The 21,255-nt window shown below is 69.3% G+C and carries 21 protein-coding genes; 16 read left to right on the top strand and 5 right to left on the bottom strand.

Annotated features, from left to right (window positions below):
* The first annotated feature begins 78 nt into the window (after positions 1 to 78).
* The 6 genes from IEZ09_RS39070 to proB all read left to right on the top strand — a co-directional run bounded on the left by IEZ09_RS39070 (position 79) and on the right by proB (position 7,598).
* Complete coding sequence (locus tag IEZ09_RS39070) at positions 79 to 804, top strand: TIGR03936 family radical SAM-associated protein (RefSeq protein WP_189258887.1); 726 nt, start codon at positions 79 to 81, stop codon at positions 802 to 804.
* A gap of 229 nt (positions 805 to 1,033) precedes the next feature.
* Positions 1,034 to 4,018 (top strand): translation initiation factor IF-2 N-terminal domain-containing protein, encoded by a 2,985-nt coding sequence (locus IEZ09_RS39065; RefSeq protein WP_189258886.1) that lies wholly within the window; start codon positions 1,034 to 1,036, stop codon positions 4,016 to 4,018.
* A 285-nt stretch (positions 4,019 to 4,303) separates the two neighbouring features.
* The gene (gene rplU, locus IEZ09_RS39060; protein ID WP_189258885.1) at positions 4,304 to 4,615 is read left to right on the top strand and encodes a 50S ribosomal protein L21; all 312 of its coding nucleotides are present in this window, start codon (positions 4,304 to 4,306) and stop codon (positions 4,613 to 4,615) included.
* Positions 4,616 to 4,629: 14 nt separating this feature from the next.
* The gene (rpmA, locus tag IEZ09_RS39055) at positions 4,630 to 4,887 is read left to right on the top strand and encodes a 50S ribosomal protein L27 (protein WP_189258884.1); all 258 of its coding nucleotides are present in this window, start codon (positions 4,630 to 4,632) and stop codon (positions 4,885 to 4,887) included.
* A 124-nt stretch (positions 4,888 to 5,011) separates the two neighbouring features.
* A complete protein-coding gene (gene obgE, locus IEZ09_RS39050; protein WP_229813340.1) occupies positions 5,012 to 6,466 on the top strand; it encodes a GTPase ObgE in 1,455 nt (484 codons plus the stop codon).
* Positions 6,467 to 6,470: 4 nt separating this feature from the next.
* A complete protein-coding gene (gene proB / locus IEZ09_RS39045) occupies positions 6,471 to 7,598 on the top strand; it encodes a glutamate 5-kinase (protein WP_189258882.1) in 1,128 nt (375 codons plus the stop codon).
* Here proB and IEZ09_RS39040 read toward each other — a convergent pair.
* Entirely contained in the window at positions 7,591 to 8,856 is a 1,266-nt protein-coding gene (locus IEZ09_RS39040) for an MFS transporter (protein WP_189258881.1), read from the bottom strand. The genes proB and IEZ09_RS39040 overlap by 8 nt on opposite strands.
* Positions 8,857 to 8,925: 69 nt before the next feature.
* Here IEZ09_RS39040 and IEZ09_RS39035 point away from each other — a divergent pair, with 69 nt between their 5' ends.
* Positions 8,926 to 9,306: a VOC family protein gene (locus IEZ09_RS39035; protein ID WP_189258880.1), complete on the top strand. Its 381-nt coding sequence runs from the start codon at positions 8,926 to 8,928 to the stop codon at positions 9,304 to 9,306.
* Here the strand turns inward: IEZ09_RS39035 and IEZ09_RS39030 are convergent.
* The gene (locus tag IEZ09_RS39030) at positions 9,291 to 10,187 is read right to left on the bottom strand and encodes an AraC family transcriptional regulator (RefSeq protein ID WP_189258879.1); all 897 of its coding nucleotides are present in this window, start codon (positions 10,185 to 10,187) and stop codon (positions 9,291 to 9,293) included. The genes IEZ09_RS39035 and IEZ09_RS39030 overlap by 16 nt on opposite strands.
* Positions 10,188 to 10,268: 81 nt before the next feature.
* Here IEZ09_RS39030 and IEZ09_RS39025 point away from each other — a divergent pair, with 81 nt between their 5' ends.
* Positions 10,269 to 10,679 (top strand): anthrone oxygenase family protein, encoded by a 411-nt coding sequence (locus IEZ09_RS39025; protein ID WP_189258878.1) that lies wholly within the window; start codon positions 10,269 to 10,271, stop codon positions 10,677 to 10,679.
* Here the strand turns inward: IEZ09_RS39025 and IEZ09_RS39020 are convergent.
* Positions 10,657 to 11,847, bottom strand: coding sequence for a cytochrome P450 (locus tag IEZ09_RS39020; RefSeq protein WP_229813339.1), 1,191 nt, complete (start codon positions 11,845 to 11,847; stop codon positions 10,657 to 10,659). The two genes, IEZ09_RS39025 and IEZ09_RS39020, sit on opposite strands and share 23 nt — an antisense overlap.
* A gap of 40 nt (positions 11,848 to 11,887) precedes the next feature.
* Between IEZ09_RS39020 and IEZ09_RS39015 the strand changes: the two genes are divergently transcribed.
* Positions 11,888 to 12,607, top strand: coding sequence for an alpha/beta fold hydrolase (locus IEZ09_RS39015; protein ID WP_189258877.1), 720 nt, complete (start codon positions 11,888 to 11,890; stop codon positions 12,605 to 12,607).
* On the opposite strand, the gene IEZ09_RS39010 is transcribed toward IEZ09_RS39015, so the two are convergent.
* Entirely contained in the window at positions 12,604 to 13,548 is a 945-nt protein-coding gene (locus IEZ09_RS39010; protein WP_189258876.1) for a PrsW family intramembrane metalloprotease, read from the bottom strand. The two genes, IEZ09_RS39015 and IEZ09_RS39010, sit on opposite strands and share 4 nt — an antisense overlap.
* Positions 13,549 to 13,591: 43 nt before the next feature.
* The gene (locus tag IEZ09_RS39005) at positions 13,592 to 15,673 is read right to left on the bottom strand and encodes a RecQ family ATP-dependent DNA helicase (RefSeq protein ID WP_189258875.1); all 2,082 of its coding nucleotides are present in this window, start codon (positions 15,671 to 15,673) and stop codon (positions 13,592 to 13,594) included.
* A 213-nt stretch (positions 15,674 to 15,886) separates the two neighbouring features.
* On the opposite strand from IEZ09_RS39005, the gene IEZ09_RS39000 reads away from it, so the two are divergent.
* From IEZ09_RS39000 to octT, 7 genes are all read left to right on the top strand, one after another.
* Positions 15,887 to 17,152 carry a glutamate-5-semialdehyde dehydrogenase gene (locus tag IEZ09_RS39000; RefSeq protein WP_229813338.1) on the top strand — a complete coding sequence of 422 codons (1,266 nt, stop codon included), beginning with the start codon at positions 15,887 to 15,889 and terminating at the stop codon, positions 17,150 to 17,152.
* 16 nt (positions 17,153 to 17,168) lie between these two features.
* Positions 17,169 to 18,338: a cytochrome P450 gene (locus IEZ09_RS38995; protein ID WP_189258874.1), complete on the top strand. Its 1,170-nt coding sequence runs from the start codon at positions 17,169 to 17,171 to the stop codon at positions 18,336 to 18,338.
* Between the two features lie 178 nt (positions 18,339 to 18,516).
* Entirely contained in the window at positions 18,517 to 19,098 is a 582-nt protein-coding gene (gene nadD, locus IEZ09_RS38990) for a nicotinate-nucleotide adenylyltransferase (protein WP_189258873.1), read from the top strand.
* An 85-nt stretch (positions 19,099 to 19,183) separates the two neighbouring features.
* Entirely contained in the window at positions 19,184 to 19,387 is a 204-nt protein-coding gene (cspE, locus tag IEZ09_RS38985; protein ID WP_189258872.1) for a transcription antiterminator/RNA stability regulator CspE, read from the top strand.
* Between the two features lie 141 nt (positions 19,388 to 19,528).
* Positions 19,529 to 19,912: a ribosome silencing factor gene (gene rsfS, locus IEZ09_RS38980; RefSeq protein ID WP_189258871.1), complete on the top strand. Its 384-nt coding sequence runs from the start codon at positions 19,529 to 19,531 to the stop codon at positions 19,910 to 19,912.
* Positions 19,913 to 19,920: 8 nt separating this feature from the next.
* Entirely contained in the window at positions 19,921 to 20,526 is a 606-nt protein-coding gene (locus IEZ09_RS38975; protein ID WP_189258870.1) for a histidine phosphatase family protein, read from the top strand.
* Positions 20,523 to 21,242: a diglucosylglycerate octanoyltransferase gene (gene octT, locus IEZ09_RS38970; protein ID WP_189258869.1), complete on the top strand. Its 720-nt coding sequence runs from the start codon at positions 20,523 to 20,525 to the stop codon at positions 21,240 to 21,242. The genes IEZ09_RS38975 and octT overlap by 4 nt, the downstream gene beginning before the upstream one ends.
* Positions 21,243 to 21,255 lie beyond the last annotated feature (13 nt).

Below are 21,255 nucleotides of genomic sequence, written 5' to 3'. Positions count from 1 at the left end.
GGGACCGCTCACCCGTCGGTACACCACCTGGGAGCACCACTGAGCCGCCACCAGCCCAACAACCCGTCTGCCGCAGCCGTGCAGAAACTGCGCCTCCGCTACACCAAGCGGGGGAGGTTGCGTTTCACTTCGCACCGCGACATCGCTCGTACGTTCGAGCGCGCGCTGCGCAGGGCAGGCGTACCGATGGCGTATTCGCAGGGCTTCAGCCCTCACCCGAAGGTGTCGTGGGTCGGCGCCGCGCCGACCGGTGTCGCCAGCGAGGCGGAGTACGTCGAGGTGTCCGTGGTCGAACGGGTCGACCCGGAAGCGCTGAAGGCCGCGCTCGACCAGGCGTTGCCGCCCGGCATCGACGTGGTCGACGTCGTGCAGGCGCGCGGTGGCAACCTCACCGAACGCATCGACGCGAGCGAGTGGCGCATCGAGCTCGACGGGGTCGAGCCGGAGGCGCTCGCGGAAGCGGTGAGTCTCTTCCTCGCACAGGAGCGGGTCGAGGTCGAGCGTCTCACCAAGGACGGCAAGAAGATCATCGACGTGCGGCCTGCCGTCGTGTCCGCCCTGGTCGAACCACGTTCGAGCGACGCCGGACACGATGAGGCCGGATTGTCACAACCGTGTGGGATACTCATGACGGTCGTCCGGCAGGTAACGCCTACCGTGCGGCCCGACGACGTGCTGAATGCGCTTCGTGTCGTCGCCGACCTCGTGCCGCCGGTACCTGCGAGAGCAACCCGGATGGCCCAGGGACGGCTCGACGACGAAGGCAGGCTGGTGGACCCGCTCCAACAGGACAGAGAGTCCTGACGCAGGAGCGTTGGCGGTGTTTGATCTTTTGGGTCAAGCCGCGACGCATGAGGAGGAGCGGCGCTGACAGAAGCGTCGTCGTGGGACCTGCGCAAGCGTGCGCCCGGTGAGGCGCCACGCCGCTGCGCGCGAGGCAAGGATTCCCGCCGCGAGCAGCGGTGGAGAGAGACAAGAGAGGCCCCTGCGCGGCCGCGTCCTCACGGGACGCGCCCGGGGGTGGAGGAGCTGCATGTCGAACAAGGACAAGCCTGCCGGCCGGGCCGGCGGGCAGGGTGTGGTATCCGCACGCCCTGAGCTGGCAGATCTGCCGGACAAGCTGCGGGTGCACGCACTGGCGAAGCTGCTGGACGTCAGCAGCAAGGACGTGATGACGGCGCTGGCCGACCTCGGCGAGGTCGCCCGCAGCGCGCAGTCCAGCGTGAGCCGCGACGTCGCGATCAAGGTCGCCGAGACCCTGCTGGACTGGGACGACGTCGTCACCGGCGAGGTCACCGAGGACTACGAGGCCCCGGCGATCCCCGCGTTCGAGGCGCCCGCGCTCGCGCCGGTCTTCGCCGCGCCGAGCGCGGTGTTCCTGCCGCCGCAGCCGATCGAACGGCCCAAGGCGCAGGCCTCGCCGTTCGTCGTCGAGGAGGAGCCGGCGGAAGAGGAGAAGTCCGTCGGCGAGATCGCGGCGGACGAGCTCGACGCCGCCGAGGCCGAGGGTGAGGACGAGGGCGAAGGCCGTCGCCGCCGTCGCCGCGGCCGTCGTGGCCGTGGCCGCGGCAAGGGCGCGGAGGCCGAGAACGGCGCCGAGGAGACCGAGGAAGGCACCGAGGACGCCGAGGCCGCCGCGGAGGCCGACGCCGCCGACGAGGCCGCAGAGGACGAGGGCGAGGAGAGCTCGACCCGCCGTCGCCGCCGTCGCCGTCGCCGCAAGACCGGCGCGGACGACGACGTGACGTCCGAGGACGACCCGCCGAACACGGTGGTGCACGTCCGCGAGTCCCGCGACGCGCGTGACGACAAGGCCGACTCCGAGGCCGCCCAGAGCGAGGTCCGCAGCATCCGCGGCTCGACGCGCCTGGAGGCCAAGCGCCAGCGCCGCCGCGACGGTCGCGAGGCCGGCCGCCGCCGTGCCCCGGTGCTGACCGAGGCCGAGTTCCTTGCCCGCCGCGAGGCCGTGAACCGCACGATGGTCGTCCGCGAGCGCGGCGACCGCACCCAGATCGGCGTGCTCGAGGACGGCGTGCTGGTCGAACACTTCGTCACGTCGTCGGGCAGCGGCTCGATCGTGGGCAACGTCTACCTCGGCCGCGTGCAGAACGTGCTGCCGAGCATGGAGGCCGCGTTCATCGACATCGGCCGCGGCCGCAACGCCGTGCTCTACGCCGGTGAGGTCGACTGGGACGCCGCCGGTCTCGAGGGCAAGTCCCGCAAGATCGAACAGGCGTTGAGCAGCGGCGACTCCGTGCTCGTCCAGGTCACCAAGGACCCGGTCGGCCACAAGGGCGCCCGCCTGACGACGCAGATCAGCCTGCCCGGCCGCTTCCTGGTCTACGTGCCGGGCGGTGGTGCCACGGGCATCAGCCGCAAGCTGCCGGACAACGAGCGCAAGCGCCTCAAGGACATCCTCAAGCGGGTCGTCCCCGAGGACGCCGGCGTGATCATCCGCACCGCCTCTGAGGGCATCTCCGAGGAGGAACTGGCGCGCGACGTCACGCGTCTGCAGGCGCAGTGGAAGGTCATCAAGGAGAAGTCCGAGAGCACCTCCACCAAGGCCCCGACGCTGCTCTACGAGGAGCCGGACCTGCTGGTGAAGGTCGTCCGCGACCTCTTCACCGAGGACTTCGCCCAGCTCGTCGTCCAGGGCGACGAGGCGTGGGACGTCATCGACGGCTACGTCCGCCACGTGGCGCCGGACCTGCAGGACCGCCTGAAGAAGCACGTCGGCAACAACGACGCGTTCGTCGAGTACCGCATCGACGAGCAGCTGATGAAGGCGCTGGACCGCAAGGTGTGGCTGCCGTCGGGTGGCTACCTGATCATCGACCGCACCGAGGCGATGACGGTCATCGACGTCAACACCGGCAAGTTCACCGGATCGGGCGGAAACCTCGAAGAGACGGTCACCAGGAACAACCTGGAGTCCGCCGAGGAGATCGTCCGCCAGCTCCGGCTGCGCGACATCGGCGGCATCATCGTCATCGACTTCATCGACATGGTCCTGGAGTCGAACCGCGACCTGGTGCTGCGCCGCCTGACCGAGTGCCTGGGCCGCGACCGCACGCGTCACCAGGTCGCCGAGGTCACCTCGCTCGGCCTGGTGCAGATGACCCGCAAGCGGGTCGGCACCGGTCTGCTGGAGGCGTTCAGCCAGACGTGTGAGCACTGCCGCGGCCGTGGCGTGATCGTGTCCACCGAGCCCGTGCACACGCACGGCGGTGGCAACGGCGGCGGCCAGCAGCAGTCCCAGGGCGGCGGCCGCAAGTCCCGCCGCAACAAGGGCGGGTCGGAGCAGGTCGCCGACGTTGTCGAGGCCGCCGTCGAGGCGCCCGTCGAGCCCGAGGTCGTTCCCGAGGCCGTCGAGCCGGGTGAGCCGGAGGACACCTCCGAGGCCGTCGTCGCCGCCGACCAGGAGCACGAGGGCCACGGCGGCCGTCGTCGCCGTCGTCGTCGCCGCGACAAGGAGCAGCAGGCGGTCGTCGACGCGGTCGTGGCCGAGGAGCAGGTGCTCAACGGTCACGTGCCGCACGAGGTCGCCGAGGACCCGGCGCCGATCGAGGTCGAGCCCGTCGTGGCAGAGGATGTCGCGGAAGAGGTCTCGGAGGAGGTCTCGGCGGAGGAGCCTGCCGCCGAGGTCATCGACGAGGCGGCGCCGGAGCTCGTCGAGCCGGTGCCGGTGGCCGAGGAAGCCGTCGAGGAAGCCGCTGAGGTGGCCGAGATCGCCGCTGAGCCCGTCGCCCCCGTGGAGGCACCGGCGGTGGCAGAAGAGCCCGCAGCGCCCGCTGCAGAGGTTCCTGTGGCCACTCCGGTGACCACGGCTGCGGCCCGTCCGCGCCGCCGTGCGGCCAAGCGCGCCGCCGGTGCGCCGGTCGTGCACGACGCGCCCGCCCCGCTGGTCGTCGAGGTGCCCAAGCAGCCGGAGATCCAGTTGCCCGCCCCGGTGGTCACCACCACCCGCAGGCGCCGCGCCGTGTCGCGGCCCGCGGGCCCGCCGGTCCAGGAGGGCTGACGCGCCGTCCGCTCGACGCACGCGGGGACCTTTCGTACTGCATGTCGGTACGAAAGGTCCCCGCGTGCGTTCCGGCGACCAGGTGCGGGGGTGGCTGTGAGGGACGGCACAGCCTGCGCAAACGCGATCAGGGCACCCCGGTTTGCTCCAGCTGTACCCACTCCCGTAACCTTGTCGACGGCCCGTTATCCGACGGGTCCTGTCGTGTGCCCCCTCTGCTGGTTTTCTCGCAGATCGGTTGGCGCATGGCCCGTCACCATCGAGTAGCAGGAGACTTCCGTCCTGATGTACGCGATCGTCAAGACCGGCGGCAAGCAGTACAAGGTCGCTGTCGGCGACATCGTCGAGGTCGAGAAGCTCGAGGGCGAGCCGGGCACCGAAATCTCCCTCCAGACGCTGCTCGTGGTCGACGGCACCAACGTCACCGCTGACGCGGCGGCTCTGGAGAAGTTCTCGGTGACCGGCAAGGTCGTCGAGCACACCAAGGGCCCGAAGATCCGCATCCACAAGTTCAAGAACAAGACCGGCTACCACAAGCGCCAGGGTCACCGCCAGAAGCTGACCCGCGTCGAGGTCACCGGCATCACCGGTAAGTGAGGACCTGACTTCTCATGGCACACAAAAAGGGTGCGTCCAGTTCCCGTAACGGCCGTGACTCCAACCCCCAGTACCTGGGGGTGAAGCGGTTCGGCGGTCAGGTCGTCAAGGCCGGCGAGATCCTGATCCGCCAGCGCGGCACCAAGTTCCACCCCGGCGTCAACGTCGGCCGCGGCAAGGACGACACGCTGTTCGCCCTCGCCGCCGGTGCGGTGGAGTTCGGCACCAAGCGTGGTCGCAAGACCGTCAACATCGTTCCGGCCGCGGTCTGAGAGAGACCGCTCCGCGAACGTAGTTAGACACCTCGACGAGGGGCGGGACCGGTCATCCGGCACCGCCCCTCGTTGTTTGTTCAGACATATGCATGCGTGCATGCACACGAGAGGAAGTAGTTCCGTGGCCCGCTTCGTAGACCGGGTGGTGATCCACGCTGCCGCCGGCAACGGGGGCAACGGTTGCGCTTCCGTGCACCGCGAGAAGTTCAAGCCGCTCGGCGGCCCGGACGGCGGCGACGGCGGCAAGGGCGGCGACGTCGTGCTCGTCGTCGACTCGCAGGTGCACACCCTGCTCGACTTCCACTTCCGCCCGCACGCCACCGCCACCAACGGCAAGGCGGGCGCGGGTGCGAACCGCGACGGCGCGAACGGCGAGGACCTGATCCTGCGCGTCCCGGACGGCACCGTGGTGCTGACCGAGGACGGCGAGGTCGTCGCTGACCTGGTCGGCGAAGGCACCACGCTCATCGCCGCCGCGGGTGGCCGCGGTGGCCTCGGCAACGCCGCGCTCGCGTCCAAGGCCCGCAAGGCGCCCGGTTTCGCGTTGCTCGGTGAGCCGGGCGAGACGCGGGACCTGGTGCTGGAGCTCAAGTCCGTCGCGGACGTCGGCCTGCTCGGCTTCCCGAGCGCCGGCAAGTCGTCGTTGATCTCGGTGCTCTCAGCCGCGAAGCCCAAGATCGCCGACTACCCGTTCACCACGCTGGTGCCGAACCTCGGCGTGATCACCGCGGGCGACACCGTCTTCACGATGGCGGACGTCCCCGGCCTGATCCCCGGCGCGTCGCAGGGCAAGGGCCTCGGCCTCGACTTCCTGCGCCACATCGAGCGCACGGCCGTTCTCGCGCACGTCGTCGACTGCGCGACGTACGAGCCGGGCCGCGACCCGCTGGCGGACATCGACGCGCTGGAGAACGAGCTGGCGCAGTACACCCCGTCGCTGGGCGGCAACCTCGCCGACCGACCGCGCGTGGTGATCCTGAACAAGATCGACATCCTGGACGCCAAGGACCTGGCCGACATCGTCCGCCCGGAGATCGAGGCACGCGGCCTGCCGGTGTTCGAGGTGTCGACGGTGTCCCGCGAAGGCCTGCGGGAGCTCACGTTCAAGCTGGCCGAGGTCGTCCGCGAGTACCGCGCTGCCCAGCCGGCCAAGGAAGCGACCCGCATCGTGCTGCGGCCGACCGCCGTCGACGACGCCGGGTTCACCGTGACCGAGGACCCCTCGGTCGAGGGTGGCTTCATCGTCAGGGGCGACCGTCCCGAGCGCTGGATCCGCCAGACCGACTTCTCCAACGACGAAGCCGTCGGTTACCTCGCCGACCGCCTGAACAGGCTGGGTGTCGAGGATCAGCTCGTGAAGATGGGCGCCGTCCCCGGCTGCCAGGTCACGATCGGCGACCTGGTGTTCGACTGGGAGCCGTCCACGCCGGCGGGCATCGCGATGACGATGACCGGACGTGGCACGGACGCCCGCCTCGAGCGCAACGACCGCATCGGTGCGACGGAGCGCAAGGCGGCCAAGAAGGCCCGCCGCGTGCCCGGTTCCGCAGACGAGGACTTCTTCGACGAGGAGTAAGCCCGTGACGGCCCCCGTGGTCTCACACGCACGGCGCGCGGTCGCTTCGGCGAACCGCATCGTGGTGAAGGTCGGTTCTTCTTCGTTGACCACGGCGGAAGGCGGCCTTGACCCGGCGCGCCTCGACTCCCTGGTCGACGCCCTGGCCGCCCGTTGTGCCGCGGGCAGCCAGGTGGTGCTGGTCTCGTCCGGCGCGATCGCCGCGGGTCTCGCCCCGCTGGGGTTGTCCCGCCGTCCGCGTGACCTCGCGAGCCAGCAGGCCGCGGCGAGTGTGGGCCAGCTGACGCTGGCGCACGCCTACGCGAACTCGTTCGGCCGCTACTCGCTGACCGTCGGCCAGGTGCTGCTGACCGCGGACGACGTGGTGCGTCGCGCCCACTACCGCAACGCTCAGCGCACGTTCTCGCGGCTGCTGGCGCTCGGTGCCGTTCCGGTGGTGAACGAGAACGACACCGTTGCCACGGACGAGATCCGCTTCGGCGACAACGATCGGCTCGCCGCGCTCGTGGCACACCTGGTCGGCGCCGACGCGTTGTTCCTGCTGTCCGATGTGGACGCTCTCTACTCGGGTGACCCGCGCAAGCCCGGTGCCGTGCGCATCTCCGAGGTGGCTGGTGCGTCCGATGTGGACGGTGTGCAGGCTGGCACGTCCGGTGCGTCCGGCCTCGGCACCGGCGGTATGGCGTCGAAGCTGGCGGCGGCGCGGCTGGCGTCCTCAGCCGGTATCCCGGTGCTGCTGGCCGGTGCCTCCGACGCACTTCGGGCGTTGTCGACCGCCGACGTCGGCACTGCTTTCGCCGCTACGGGTTCGCGTCTCACCGCGCGCCGCTTCTGGCTCGGCTACGCCACCGACGCGAACGGCCGTCTGCACCTCGACGACGGCGCGGTCGCCGCTGTCGTGGGCAGGCGCCGCTCGTTGCTGGCGGCGGGAATCACGGGTGTGGACGGCGACTTCGAGGCGGGCGACGTCGTGGAGCTGGTCAGCCACGCGGGTGAGGTCGTGGCCCGCGGGGTGGTCTGCTACGACTCGGCGGAGCTGCCGTCGTTGATCGGCCGCAAGACCCACGACCTGCCGGAGGAGCAGCGCCGCGAGGTCGTGCACGCGGACGACCTGGTGCCGCTCGCTAGGTGAGTTCGACGCCCTTGGTCTCGGGCAACGTGAGGATCACCAGGAACGTGATCACCGCGCCCGCCGCGACGTACCAGAAGAACGTCGTGCCGGGCAGCGCCTGGATGACCAGCGGTGCCGTGCCACCGAACAACGCGACCGTGAGGTTGTACCAGGCGCCGATGCCCAGCCCGCGCAGCTCGGTCGGGAACAGCTCGCTCATGATCGCGGGCGCGATCGACGTGATCGCCGTGTAGAGGCCGAGGCCGACGCAGAACACGATCACCAGGTTCGCCAGGCCCGGCTTCACCAGCGAGGACAGCGGCACGATCAGCAGCGCCGTCGCGGCCGACCACACGAGCATCTGCGGCTTGCGGCCGAACCGGTCCGCGAGCCACCCCATCGGGTACTGCAGCACGATGAACAGCACCGTCGCGATCGACAGCGCCAGGAACACGTCGAAGTCGTTGGCGTGCCTGGTCTTCACCGCGAACGGCGTCAGCGCTGAGAAGAACGTGTAGAAGCACAACGTCGACAGCAGCGTGAACCCGACGAGCTGACCAACGGCCTTCGGGTGTTCCTTGAGCGTGGTCAGCAGCGGATTGCGCAGCTTCTCGGCCTTGGCGCGGTTGTCCTCGAACTGCTCGGTCTCCGGCAGCTCCCGCCGCAACCACAACCCGATCAGCCCGAGCACGCCGCCGATCAGGAACGGCACGCGCCACCCGTAGGACGCCATCGCGGCGGCGTCGAGGTTGCGGCTGAGGAAGAACCCGAGCAACGACGCCACGAGCACCGCAGCCCCGGTGGAGATGTAGAAGAACGACGAGTACCGGCCGCGGTGGCTGGGCCTCGCGATCTCCCCGAGGTAGGCCGACGCGTTGGACACCTCACCGCCGAGCGCCATGCCCTGGGCGATGCGGGCGAGCACCAGCAGTGCCGGGGACAGCCACCCGACCTGCTCGAACGTGGGCAGCAACCCGATCACGACCGACCCGCCCGACATCAACGCGATGGTCAGCAACATCGCGGTGCGGCGGCCTTTGACGTCCGCGTACCGGCCGAGCAGATACCCGCCGAGCGGTCGGAAGAAGAACGCCAGCGCGAACGTGGCGAACGTGCTCAGCAGGGCCGCGGCCTCGTTGCCCTTGGGGAAGATCTGGGTGGCGAAGTAGATGCTGAACGCCGTGTAGATGCCCCAGTCGTACCACTCCACGGCGTTGCCGGCGGACGCCGCGACGAGCTTGCGCACGGGCAGTCGATGAGTTTCCGTGGTCACCGCCATGTGGGCACTTTCTCACAGACCAGGGTGCCTCGGGTGAACGTCTCAACTGGCTCGTCGATACTCCTGGGCGTGCGTTCTCTTGGTTTGGTGACGTTGGTGGTCCGCGACTACGACGAGGCGATCCGCTTCTACGTGGACGGTCTCGGGTTCACGTTGGTGGAAGACGAGCCGCAGGGCGACAAGCGCTGGGTCGTCGTTTCTGCTGGCGGTGGCGCGTCGTTGTTGTTGGCGGAGGCCTCTTCGGAGGAGCAGGTCGCACGGATCGGTGACCAGACCGGTGGCCGTGTCGGGTTCTTCCTCAACACCGACGACTTCGACCGCGACCACGCCCGCATGACCGAGTTCGGTGTTCGCTTCCTGGAGACGCCGCGTGACGAGGTCTACGGTCGCGTGGCCGTTTTCGAAGACCTGTACGGCAACCGCTGGGATCTGCTTCAGCCTCGCGCCTGACCCGGCGAGACACCCACGATCCGCTTGAACGCCCGGCTGAACGCCGCCTCCGACTCGTAGCCGAGACCGCGGGCGATCTCGCTGACCGTGCTGTCGCGGTCTTTGAGGCGGTTCATGGCCACGTGCATGCGCCATCGCGTCACGTACCGCATGGCCGGTTCGCCGACCAGATCGGTGAACCGCGCCGCGAACGCCGACCGGGACATCGCGGTCTGGTGCGCCAGGCGTTCGACGGTCCACGGTTGCGCGGGATCGCGGTGGATCAACGCCAGTGCCTGTCCGATCTGCTGGTCCTGCAACGCACCCAGCCATCCGGTGCGCGCGGCCGGGTCGTTGGCGAGCCACGAGCGGATCGTCTGGATCACCAGCACGTCGGCGAGCCTGGTGATCACCGCTTCGCCGCCGGGGCGCAGGTTTCGCGCCTCCGCGGCCATCAGGTCGATGGTGGCGCGCATGTCGTCGGCCTGCCGCACGTACAGCACGTGCGGCAGCACCTTGATGAGGTGCTTCGCGGCTGGGTGGTCGAACTTGACCGCACCACACACGAGATGCGTCACGGCCCCACCGCCGCCATGCCGCAGGATCGCGTAGTTGTCGGTCTCGAACTCGTGCGGCAGTGTCGTGACGAGCGGGGTTTCCGCGTCTCCGCAGAAGAGCCGATGTCCCTGGCCTCCCGGCACGAGCAGCACGTCGCCGGGTTCGAGCGTCGTGATCGCGCCGTTGACCTCGATGTCGCAGCGGCCGCTGGTGAGCACGTGGAACCACAGGCAGTCCGCCATGTCGGGCATCGTCAGCCCCCACGGCTCGGTGAGCTCGGTCCGGCAGTAGAACGTGCCGGACATCCTCATCAGGTGCAGCGCCTCGCCCAACGCGTCCGTCATGCTCCCAGTCTGGACGAACGAGCAAGCGCACGCGATGAACTGTCATTGAGAGTCCGGCCCGCGCGCGCCACAGTTGGCGCCATGGGGACAATCACGCTGATCGCAGCCGCCGCGTCCGGTCTGATGGCCGGCCTGTTCTTCTCGTTCTCCACCGCCGTCATGCCGGGTCTCGCCGATTTGCCCGCCGAGCACGCCCGCAGTGCCATGCGCCGCATCAACGTTCGCATCCAGAACCCGGTGTTCCTGCTGGTGTTCACCGGCAACGTGATCCTGTGCGGGATCGAGGTCTTCCAGGGCCGGATCGGCGGTGGCCTGCTCTACATCGTGGGCTCGTTCCTGCTGACGATGTTCGTCAACGTGCCGATGAACAACCGTCTGGAGCGGGCCGACGACACCTACTGGCCGGAGTACCTGCGCAAGTGGACGATCTGGAACCACGTGCGCGGCCTCGCCTGCCTGGCCTCGATGATCACCCTGCTGCTCGGATTCTGAGGCCGTGCTTCGGGCGCATCGCGGCGACGCTCGTGGGCGTGATGCGCTGGGGGAGCAGCTCCGGCTTCTGCCGTCGCAGCAACGCTTTCAGCATCACGGTGAGCTCCGTCGTGGCGAGCCCGGCGCCGATGCACCGGTGCGGCCCACCACCGAACGGCAGGAACTCGTGCGGCGCGGGCTTGCGCTCCCAGCGATCGGGATCGAACCGCAACGGATCCGGCCACACCTCGGCCAGCCGATGCGTGACATAGGGGCTGTACAACAGGAACGTGCCCTGCTTGATCTTCTTCCCGGCGAACTCGAACGGCTGCGCCGCGACCCGCGCCGACACCACAGCTGGTGGATAGAGCCGCAACGTCTCGTTGACGACGTTGGCGAGATAGTCGTCGTCCTCTCGCGCGCGTTCCCAAACCCCGTTGTGCCGCAACAAGTTGAACACCGCCCACGCCATCGCGCCACTGGTCGTCTCATACCCGGCCGCGATCAGCGTGACGACCTGGTCGCGCACCTCGAGATCGCTCAGCCCGTCCTTCTCCCGCACCAGCGACGCGAGCACGTGGTCGTCGTCGGCAGCTTTCTGCCGAGCCTCCTCGATCGCCTGGTACACCCGCGCGTCCACGGCCCGCCGAGCCCTCATCGCGTTGCGCCAGGCAGGAGCCTTCGTCCGCCGCAGCCACGTGACCACCGCGGGGTTGTGGTCGATCAGGTTGATCAGCACCTGCAGGTGCGCACCGAAGAAGTCCGCGTCCCGCGCCAGCTTCTCACCGAACAACGCGTGGATCGTGCTGCGCCGGATCGCCCTCCGGAACTCCTGGTAGGCGTCCACGACCTCCCCTGGCCGCCACGCGTCGAGCGTCGCCTCGGCGTTGGCGCGCATGACCGGCACGTAGTTCGCGATCTGCCGGTGCACCAACGCGGGCTGTACGAGCCGACGCCGCCGCTTGTGGTCCTCACCGTCGCTGACGATCAACGACGTGGGCCCGTCCACCGGCACCAGCACCTGGAACGCCCGCTCCACCTCGAACAGCTCGGAGTTGGCGAACACGAACTGGTTCGCCTCCGGCCCGAGCAGGTAGGTGTACGGCCCCATCCGCACCACCGGCCCGAACCGCCGGTGCAGACCGGAAAGAAGATCGGCCTGCCGAAACCGCACGACGTCCGGAATCATGGCAACGACAGTGCCACACCGCACCGGGGGACGGTCAGCAATGGTTCCACTGCCCACGTTGAACGTCGGCGGTGTGACCGTCGCCTACCGCCTGGACGGCCCACTGGAAGGTCAGCCGACCGTCCTGCTCCACGCCCTCGCCAGCAACTCGGCGACGTGGACCGGCCTCACCCGCGACCTGGTCTCCGCCGGCCGCCTCGTGATCGCCCCCGACCTGCGCGGCCACGGCCACAGCGCCTGGACCGGCGACTACCGCCTCGACTCGGTGCAACGCGACGTCGTGGGCGTGCTCGACGCACTCGACATCGCCGAGTTCGACCTGATCGGCCACTCGCTGGGTGCCCACATCGCGGCGCTGCTGGCAGGCCGCCGCCCGGACCGCGTCCGCAAACTCGTCCTGGAAGACCCACCGCCGCCACCCCGCTCGGGCGAGCCCCGCCCGCCGAAGCGAGGCGTGGCGCTGACCCTTGCGCTGCAAGGCCTGCTGCGCGCGTTCGACCGCCGGATGGTGCCGCAGATCCTGACCCAGCTCCGCGCCCCCGACCCGGCGTGGTGGGACGGCCTGGCCGCGATCAAGGCCCCGACCCTGGTGATCAGCGGCGGCCCGCGCAGCCACGTTCCCCTGGCCAGCCTGGAGGAACTGACCGCGGAGATTCCGCACGCCGAACTGATCACGATCAACGCGGGCCACCGCGTCCACAGCACACGTCCGGGCGAGTTCCGCGACGCCGTGCTGCGCTTCCTCGGCGGCAGGAGCTAGCGGCCTCCCGGCCACCACGGCGCGTCGGTGCGCAGCGGATAGCCGCGGACCGGCGCGAACTCCCGCCGGGACGCCACCACCAGCCGCAGCAGCCAGGCCAGCCCGATCATCGAGATGAACGCCAGCCCGAGCCACGTGAAGAGCGTGAACAGCTGCACCTGCGTCGGCGTCGGCTGCGGCATGTACCCGGCCTCCCACGCCCGCTCCTGCCACGGCTGATCCGTCAGCACCAGCGTGACCACGATGGCGATGCTGTTCATGGAGTCCCACAGCGCGTGCAGCAACGACACCCCGAGGTAGGCCCACAACAGCCCTCGCGTGAGCATGAAGTGCTCGCGAACACTGCGCGAGAACAACACGCCACCGAGGATGGCCGTCCACAGCCCGTGCCCGAACGGAGCGAGGAAGCCCCGCAACAGCTCGGTCGTGACCAGGTCCATCAACGACAGCCCGTTCTCGGTCAACGTCGCCGTGAGCGCGTACCCGGCCGACTCGAACGCCGCGAACCCGAACCCGACGCTGGCTCCGAGCACCAGCCCGTCCCGCGCGGACTTGTGCACCAGGTGCCGCGTGAGCAGTGCCAGCGCCCCGAGCTTGACCGCTTCCTCGATCAGCCCGACGCCCACGAACAGCCACGGCGACGGGTGGAGGAGATACGTCTCCAGCAGCGACGCCCCGAGCACCCCCAGCACACCGCCGACCGCGAACGTCCGGAACACGATCTCGCCAGTCACTTCGCCGGAGTGACTGTGCTCGAACGCCCACACCACGAACGTCGCCGGTACCAGGAAACTGCCCAGCAGCACGATCGTCGGAATCAGGTTGGCGTTGCCGGTGATGTAGGTGATCACCATCGTCGCGACCCACAGCGCCAGTCCCACGAAGAACATCCGCAACCACGACCTGCGCGTGCGAGGCGTGGCCGGTCCAGGCGAGATCATGCGCTGGAGTTTCTCGCTCCGCAGCAGCGAGAACAACTCGAGGTCAGTTGGTGACGGCCAGTGCGAACGGCAGCACCGCGGGCACCCCCTCCTTCCTGAGCATCCGAGCGGCCACCGTCATCGTCCAGCCGGTGTCGATGTGGTCGTCCACCAGCAGCACCGGACCGTCCACACCGGACACATCCGGTGTCTCGCCCGACCTCACGAGCCCGGCCAGCCGTTGGGCGCTGTTGGCCCGGTGCGTCGACTCACCGAGCCACACGGTGCCGAGGAACGGCAGCCGCCCGATCGACGCGATGCGCCGGCCGAAGCTGCCGACCAGGGCAGGCCGGCGCCGGGAGCCGACGGTCACCACACCGACCGGGCGCTCGTCCCAGTCCCACGCCGACAGCACCTTCACGCAGGCCGCGAACACGTCCTCGGGGATCTCGCGGTCGCCGTCGGCGAGCAGATCGCGCAGGCGGGTGCCCCAGCCGATGTCGGTGAGGCGGCCCAGCGCCCGGCCCGTCGCCGCGACCTCCGCCGGCCCGATCTTGCCGGACAGCGGCACCCCGATCGCGGCCATCCCGGTGGGCCACATCTTGCGCGGCGCCACGTCGAGGCCGGGCCGCAGCAGACGTTCGCGGGCCGCACCCGCCGCGGTCTCCGAGACGTCCAGCGACAGCCGTTCACCCGTGCAGTTGTCGCACCGGCCGCAGTCGTGCGCGGTCGGGTCGTCGAGCTGGTCCTGCAGGAACTTCATCCGGCACGACGGCGTGCGCAGGTAGTCGAGCATCACCTGCTGCTCGGCCTTGCGCGCCTCCGCGATGCGCGCGTACCGGTCGCCGTCGTACTCCCACGGCCGGCCGGTCGCCTCCCAGCCACCGCGCACCCGCCGCACCGCGCCGTCGACGTCCAGCACCTTCAGCACGACCTCGAGCCTGCCGCGGGACAGCTCGACCATCGGTTCCAGCGCCGCCGTCGACAACGGCCTGCCCGCGCCGGCCAGCGCGGACAGCACCTGGCGCACCACGACCTCCGGCGGGAACGCCAGCGACGAGAAGTACGCCCAGATGTCGCGGTCCTCGTGCCCCGGCAGCAGGATCACCTCGGCCCGATCGACACCGCGGCCGGCCCGGCCGATCTGCTGGTAGTAGGCGATCGGCGAGGACGGCGCGCCGACGTGCACGACGAACCCCAGGTCCGGCTTGTCGAAACCCATGCCCAGAGCAGAGGTGGCGACCAGCGCTTTGACCCGGTTGTTCAGCAGGTCCTCCTCGGCGCGTTCGCGTTCGGCGGGCTCGGTCTTGCCCGAGTACGCGGCCACGGCAAAACCGCGCGAGGACAGGAACGCCGCGATGTCGTCCGCCGCCGCGACCGTGAGCGTGTAGATGATGCCGGAGCCGGGCAGCCGGTCGAGCTGCTCCGCGAGCCACCCGAGGCGCGCCTCGGCGGTCGGCAGCAGAGCGACCGACAGACGCAGGCTGTCGCGGTCCAGCGGCCCGCGCAGGACCAGCGTGCCCTCGTCGGCCCCGAGCCCCAGCTGCTCGGTGACGTCGTGGACCACGCGGTCGTTGGCCGTCGCCGTCGTCGCCAGCACCGGCACGCCCGGTGGCAGCTCCGTCAGCAACGTCCGCAGCCTGCGGTAGTCCGGCCGGAAGTCGTGGCCCCAGTCGGAGATGCAGTGCGCCTCGTCGACCACGAGCATGCCCGCCGAGGCGGTCAGCGAGGGCAGCACGGCATCGCGGAAATCGGGGTTGTTCAGCCGTTCCGGACTCACCAGGAGCACGTCGACGTCACCGGCCGCGACCTGCTCCTGCACGGCGTCCCACTCGTCGGTGTTCGCCGAGTTGATGGTCACCGCGTGCACACCGGCCCGCGCCGCCGCGTCGATCTGGTTGCGCATCAACGCGAGCAGTGGCGAGACGATGACGGTCGGTCCCTCACCGAGCTGGCGCAGCAACGCCGTGGCGATGAAGTACACGGCCGACTTGCCCCAGCCGGTGCGCTGGACGACGAGAGCTCTGCGGCGCTGGGCCACGAGGGTGTGGATCGCGGTCCACTGGTCCTCGCGCAGCACGGCCTGCGGGCCCGCCAGTGCCCGCAACCGCTCTTCGGCCAGCTCTCGCAACGCGATGTCGTCCATGGAGAGCAAGCTTGCCAGGCCACTCTGACAGTGTTGGATTGCCGCTGCTCCGCAGACGGCGGCGAGTTCGCCCTGAAGTCGGCCGTCCGGTCACCGCTTCGGCCCGAATCGCCTGCGGCGGTTGACCCGAAGAGGTGACCGGACGACCGACGCGAACTCGCGAGGGCGAAAACCTTTTTCTGGCCTCGAACCGCAGGTCGTAAGCTGTGCAGCGTGACTGATGACCTGCGCGACCAGGTGCACGCAGCAGCCCGCCGCGCCCGCGTCGCCGCCGACGAACTCGTCCTCGCCACCCGTGAGCGCAAGGACGCCGCGCTGCACGCGATGGCAGCCGCCCTCCGCGAACGCGCGCCAGAGATCATCGAGGCCAACCAGAAGGACCTCGAAGCGGGCAAGGCGGCAGGCCTGCCGGACAACATCCTGGACCGCCTCACGCTCACCCAAGCCCGCATCGAAAGCGTCGCCGTCGGCCTCGAAACCGTTGCGGGACAAAACGACCCGGTCGGCGAGGTCATCCGCGGCGGCGTCCTGCCGAACGGTCTGGAGCTCAAGCAGGTCCGCGTCCCGATGGGCGTCGTCGGCATGGTCTACGAGGGCCGCCCGAACGTCACGGTCGACGCCGCCGGTCTCGCGCTGAAGTCGGGCAACGCCGCGCTGCTGCGGGGTTCCTCGACCGCCGAGCACTCCAACACCACGCTCGTCGCCGTCCTGCGCGATGCACTCGAAAGCGTGAACCTGCCGGCCGACAGCGTGCAGCTGCTGCCGTGCCACGACCGCGCCTCCGTCACGCACCTCATCACCGCGCGCGGCCTGGTCGACCTGGTGATTCCGCGCGGTGGCGCGGGTTTGATCAACGCCGTCGTGGAGCAGGCGACTGTTCCCACGATCGAGACCGGCGTCGGCAACTGCCACGTCTACGTCGACAAGAACGCCGACCTCGACATGGCCGAGGCCATCGTCCTGAACGCCAAGACCCGGCGCACGAGCGTGTGCAACGCGGCGGAATCGCTGCTGGTGCACAAGGACGTCGCCCAGGAGTTCGTCCCGCGCATCACCAAGGCGTTGCAGCAGGAGAGCGTGACCATCCACGGTGACGCCACGTTCGCCGAGCAGCCCGACGTCCAGGAAGCGACCGAGGACGACTGGGGCACCGAGTACCTGAGCCTCGACATCGCCGCGAAGGTGGTCGACTCGCTCGACGAAGCGGTGCGGCACATCGCCACGTACGGCTCCGGCCACAGCGAGGCCATCGTCACGAACGACGTTGCGGCAGCACGGAAGTTCACGACGCGGGTCGACGCGGCGGCGGTGTTCGTCAACGCCTCCACGGCGTTCACGGACGGTGCGGAGTTCGGCATGGGCGCGGAGATCGGCATCTCCACGCAGAAGCTGCACGCCCGCGGTCCGATGGGCCTCACCGAGCTGACGTCCTCGAAATGGGTCGTCTGGGGCGAAGGTCACACGCGCCCCAAGGGATAGCTCTACCTTCGGAGGCATGGCTCCCACCTACCCGTTCTCCGAAACCGACGGCCTGGCCCTCGATCCGACGTATGAACGTCTACGGCGTGAAGAGCCCGTCACACGCGTGACGTACCCGTACGGCGGCGAGGGCTGGCTCGTCACGTCCTACGAAGAGACGAAGTTCGTCCTGGGTGACCCGCGGTTCAGCCGAGCGCGAACGGTCAACCAGGACGTGCCGAGGATGCAGCCCCTCATCGCACCCGGTGGGTCGATCCTCACGCACGATGGCGAGGACCACGCGCGCATGCGTCGCCTCGTGTCCAAGGCGTTCACGGTGCGGCGGATCGAGGAACTGCGTCCGCGCGCGCAGCAGATCACCGACGAGCTGCTCGACCGCATGGACAACCCCGGCGACCTGGTCGAGGGCTTCACCATGCCGTTCCCGATCACGATCATCTGCGAGCTGCTCGGCGTGCCGTTCGAGGACCGCGCGGACTTCCGCAAGTGGTCCGACCAGGTGCTCTCCACGGTCGGCAGCTACACGCCGGAAGAGGCGATGAACGGCATGCTGAAGCTGCACGCCTACTTCACCGACCTCGTTGCGAAACGCCGTGAACAGCCCGCGAACGACCTGATGAGCGCACTCGTCGCCGCTCGGGACAACGACGACCGGCTGACCGAGGACGAGCTCGTCCGGTTCGGCATCACGTTGCTCGTCGCGGGCCACGAGACGACGGCGAACATGCTCGCCAACAGCATCGTCACGCTGCTGGAGCGCCCGGACGACGTGCGGCGCCTGCGGGAGAACCCGGACAAGCTCCCGAACGCGATCGAGGAGCTGCTGCGGTTCATCCCATTGGGTAGTGGCGCCGGCTTCACGCGCATCGCCACCGAGGACGTCCAGGTCGGCAACGTGCTCGTGAAGGAAGGCGACGCCGTACTGGTGGTCGTGTCGTCGGCGAACCGCGACGAGTCCGTGTACGCGAAGAGCGACGAGCTCGACCTTGAGCGCGAGGTGGGCCAGCACCTGCAGTTCGGGCACGGCATCCACTTCTGCCTCGGCTCGCAGCTCGCGCGGATGGAGCTGCAGGTGGCGCTCGGCACCGTGCTGCGCCGGATGCCCGGCCTGCGGCTGGTCGAACCCGTCGAGTTCCGCAAAGGATCGCTGGTCAGGGGGCCTTTGAAGCTCGTCGTCGCCTGGTAGGAAAAATCTTGGCCGAACCGCGTAAGGGGGAACGCGTGCGTGCGTTCCTCCAGTGCGCGGCTCTGCTTCGGGGTGGGCCGCGCGCCGTACGGCCCGTCCTCCCCCAGGGCCGTCCGGTGTGATCAGCACGACGGGCGCTGGACCATGGGAGCGGTCCGCGCCCGTCTACGCTGTTTTGATGCGCATCGGCGTCATGGGTGGCACGTTCGACCCCATCCACCACGGCCACCTCGTGGCCGCCAGCGAGGTGCAGGCCAGGTTCGACCTGGACCGCGTGATCTTCGTGCCGACGGGTCAGCCCTGGCAGAAGTCGTCGCGCGAGGTCTCGCCCGCCGAGGACCGCTACCTGATGACGGTCATCGCCACCGCGTCCAACCCCCGGTTCTCGGTCAGTCGCGTGGACATCGACCGCGACGGCCCCACGTACACGGTGGACACGCTCACGGACCTGAAGAAGCAGTACCCGGACGCCGACCTGTTCTTCATCACCGGTGCCGACGCGCTGGAGCAGATCCTGTCGTGGAAGCGCGCCGCCGACGCGTTCGAGCTGGCCCACTTCATCGGGGTCACCCGTCCGGGTTACACGCTGAACGACCATCACCTGCCGCCAGGAGCGGTGTCGCTCATCGAGGTCCCGGCGATGGCCATCTCGTCGACCGGATGCCGCGCGCGGACCGCCTCCGGCCAGCCGGTTTGGTATTTGGTCCCAGACGGTGTGGTCCAGTACATCGCCAAAACCGGCTTGTACTCCGAGTCGTGACCACGTTTGGGTGGATTTCGCGTGCATCCGCGGTCTCGGGGAGCAACAATCATCGCGTTGTTGCTGGTTGGTGAAAGGCAAGGCTTTGGCTACAGGCACCGTGAAGTGGTTCAACGCCGAGAAGGGGTTCGGTTTCATCGCCCCCGACGACGGCTCGGCTGACGTCTTCGTGCACTACTCGGAGATCCAGGCCAAGGGGTTCCGCTCGCTCGAGGAGAACCAGAAGGTCGAGTTCGAGGTCGGGCAGGGACAGAAGGGCCCGCAGGCCCAGCAGGTCCGCCCGCTCTAAGCTTCGGCGCAGGTCAAGGCCACTCCAGGGCGCTGGGGTGGCCTTCCTCATGCCCGCGTGCGACGTAACGGTTGGCGGTCGCCGGTACCCTCAGTAACTCGTGTGGGCGTATCGACGCCCGCCGGAAGTCAGAGGAGTGACGTGGCAGCCACCGACGAGGCACGACGGCTGGCGCTGGTCGCGGCGAACGCAGCGGCCGACAAGAAGGCGCACGACGTGATGGTGCTCGACGTCTCCGACCAGCTCGTGATCACCGACGTGTTCGTGATCGCGTCCGCTCCGAACGAGCGGCAGGTCGGCGCGATCGTCGACAACATCGAGGAGAAGCTGCGGGAGGCCGGCACGAAGCCGGTGCGCCGCGAAGGGGCCCGTGAGGGCCGTTGGGTGCTGCTGGACTTCGTGGACGTCGTGGTGCACGTGCAGCACACGGAGGAGCGCAGCTTCTACGGCCTGGAGCGGCTGTGGAAGGACTGCCCGCGCATCGAGTTCGAAGCGGACGTCCCCGCCGAGTCCACGGCTGAATGAGGTAGAGGATGGCCCTGAGCCGGCTCGTGCTGTGGCGGCACGGTGAGACCGACTACAACGCGACAGGTCGTCTGCAGGGTCATCTGGACTCGGCGCTCACCGAGACCGGCTTGAACCAGGCCAGGTTCGCCGTCCCGGTGCTCGCCGGGTTCGAGCCGGAGATCGTGGTCGCCTCCGACCTGCAACGCGCGCGGAACACCGCGGGCGTGTTCGCGTCGTCGACCGACATCCCGCTGCGGATCGACGCACGGCTGCGTGAGACCCACCTGGGCAAGTGGCAGGGCCTGACCACGGCCGAGGTCGAGCAGGAGTGGCCGGGCGCGGTCACCATCTGGCGCACGGACCCCACCTACACGCCGCCGGACGGCGAGTCGCGCGTCGAGGTGGCCGAGCGGGCCATCCAGGTCGTGCACGAGGTGGACGCGGAGTTCTCCGGGACCGTCATGCTGTGCGCGCACGGTGGGCTGATCAGCGCGTTGACCGGGCGGCTGCTGGATCTGCCGGTGCAGACCTGGTCGCAGCTCGGCGGCATCTCGAACTGCCACTGGACGGTGTTCACCCGCCGCAACGACCGGTGGCGGCTGACGTCGTACAACGCGGGCACCACGCGTTGAGACTGCTCGTCCTCGGGGACTCGCTGTCGTTCTTCGGGCCTTCCGGGCCGTTACCCGCTGACCATCCGCGGCTGTGGCACAACATCTGTGCCGCTGAGCTGGGTGGATCGGCGGAGCTGGCGGCCGGGTTCGGGTGGACGGCGCGGGACGCCTGGTGGGCGTTGACCGGGGATCCGCGGATCTGGTCGTTGCTGCCTCGCACCGACGTGCTGGTGTTCGCGGTGGGCAGCATGGACACGCTTCCGTCGCCGTTGCCCACGTATCTGCGCGAGGGGCTGCGCTATGTGCGGCCTGACTGGCTACGACGGTGGGTGCGTGCGCGTTATCTGGACGTTCAGCCGCGATTGGCGCCCTACGCGCGCACGGCGTTGCCTCCGGCGCTGACTGCGCGGTACCTGCGGGACATGCTGCAGTCGGTGCGCAATCTCGAGTACAAGATGCCGGCCGTGGGGATCGTGCCGTCTGTCCATCGGGCTCCTACGTACCGGTTCGTGCACGACGGGCACGCGGCTGCGGTTGCGGCTGTGCGTGGGTGGGCCGCACGTGCGGGGGTGCCGTTGCTGGATCTTCCTGCCGTGATCGGGGAGCACGTGCGGTCCGGCGCCGGGAATCCGGACGGGATGCACTGGGGCTGGGAGGGCCACGAGCTGGTGGGCAGGGCGATGGCGGAGTTGATCTCTTCCTCGTCCGTGGCGTTGAGTCCCTCGGAGGAGTGAGCCCCGTAGGCTC

The organism is Lentzea flava (assembly GCF_014648475.1).
GTDB classification, from domain to species: domain Bacteria; phylum Actinomycetota; class Actinomycetes; order Mycobacteriales; family Pseudonocardiaceae; genus Lentzea; species Lentzea flava.
This window is presented reverse-complemented; position numbering and strand designations above follow the sequence as displayed.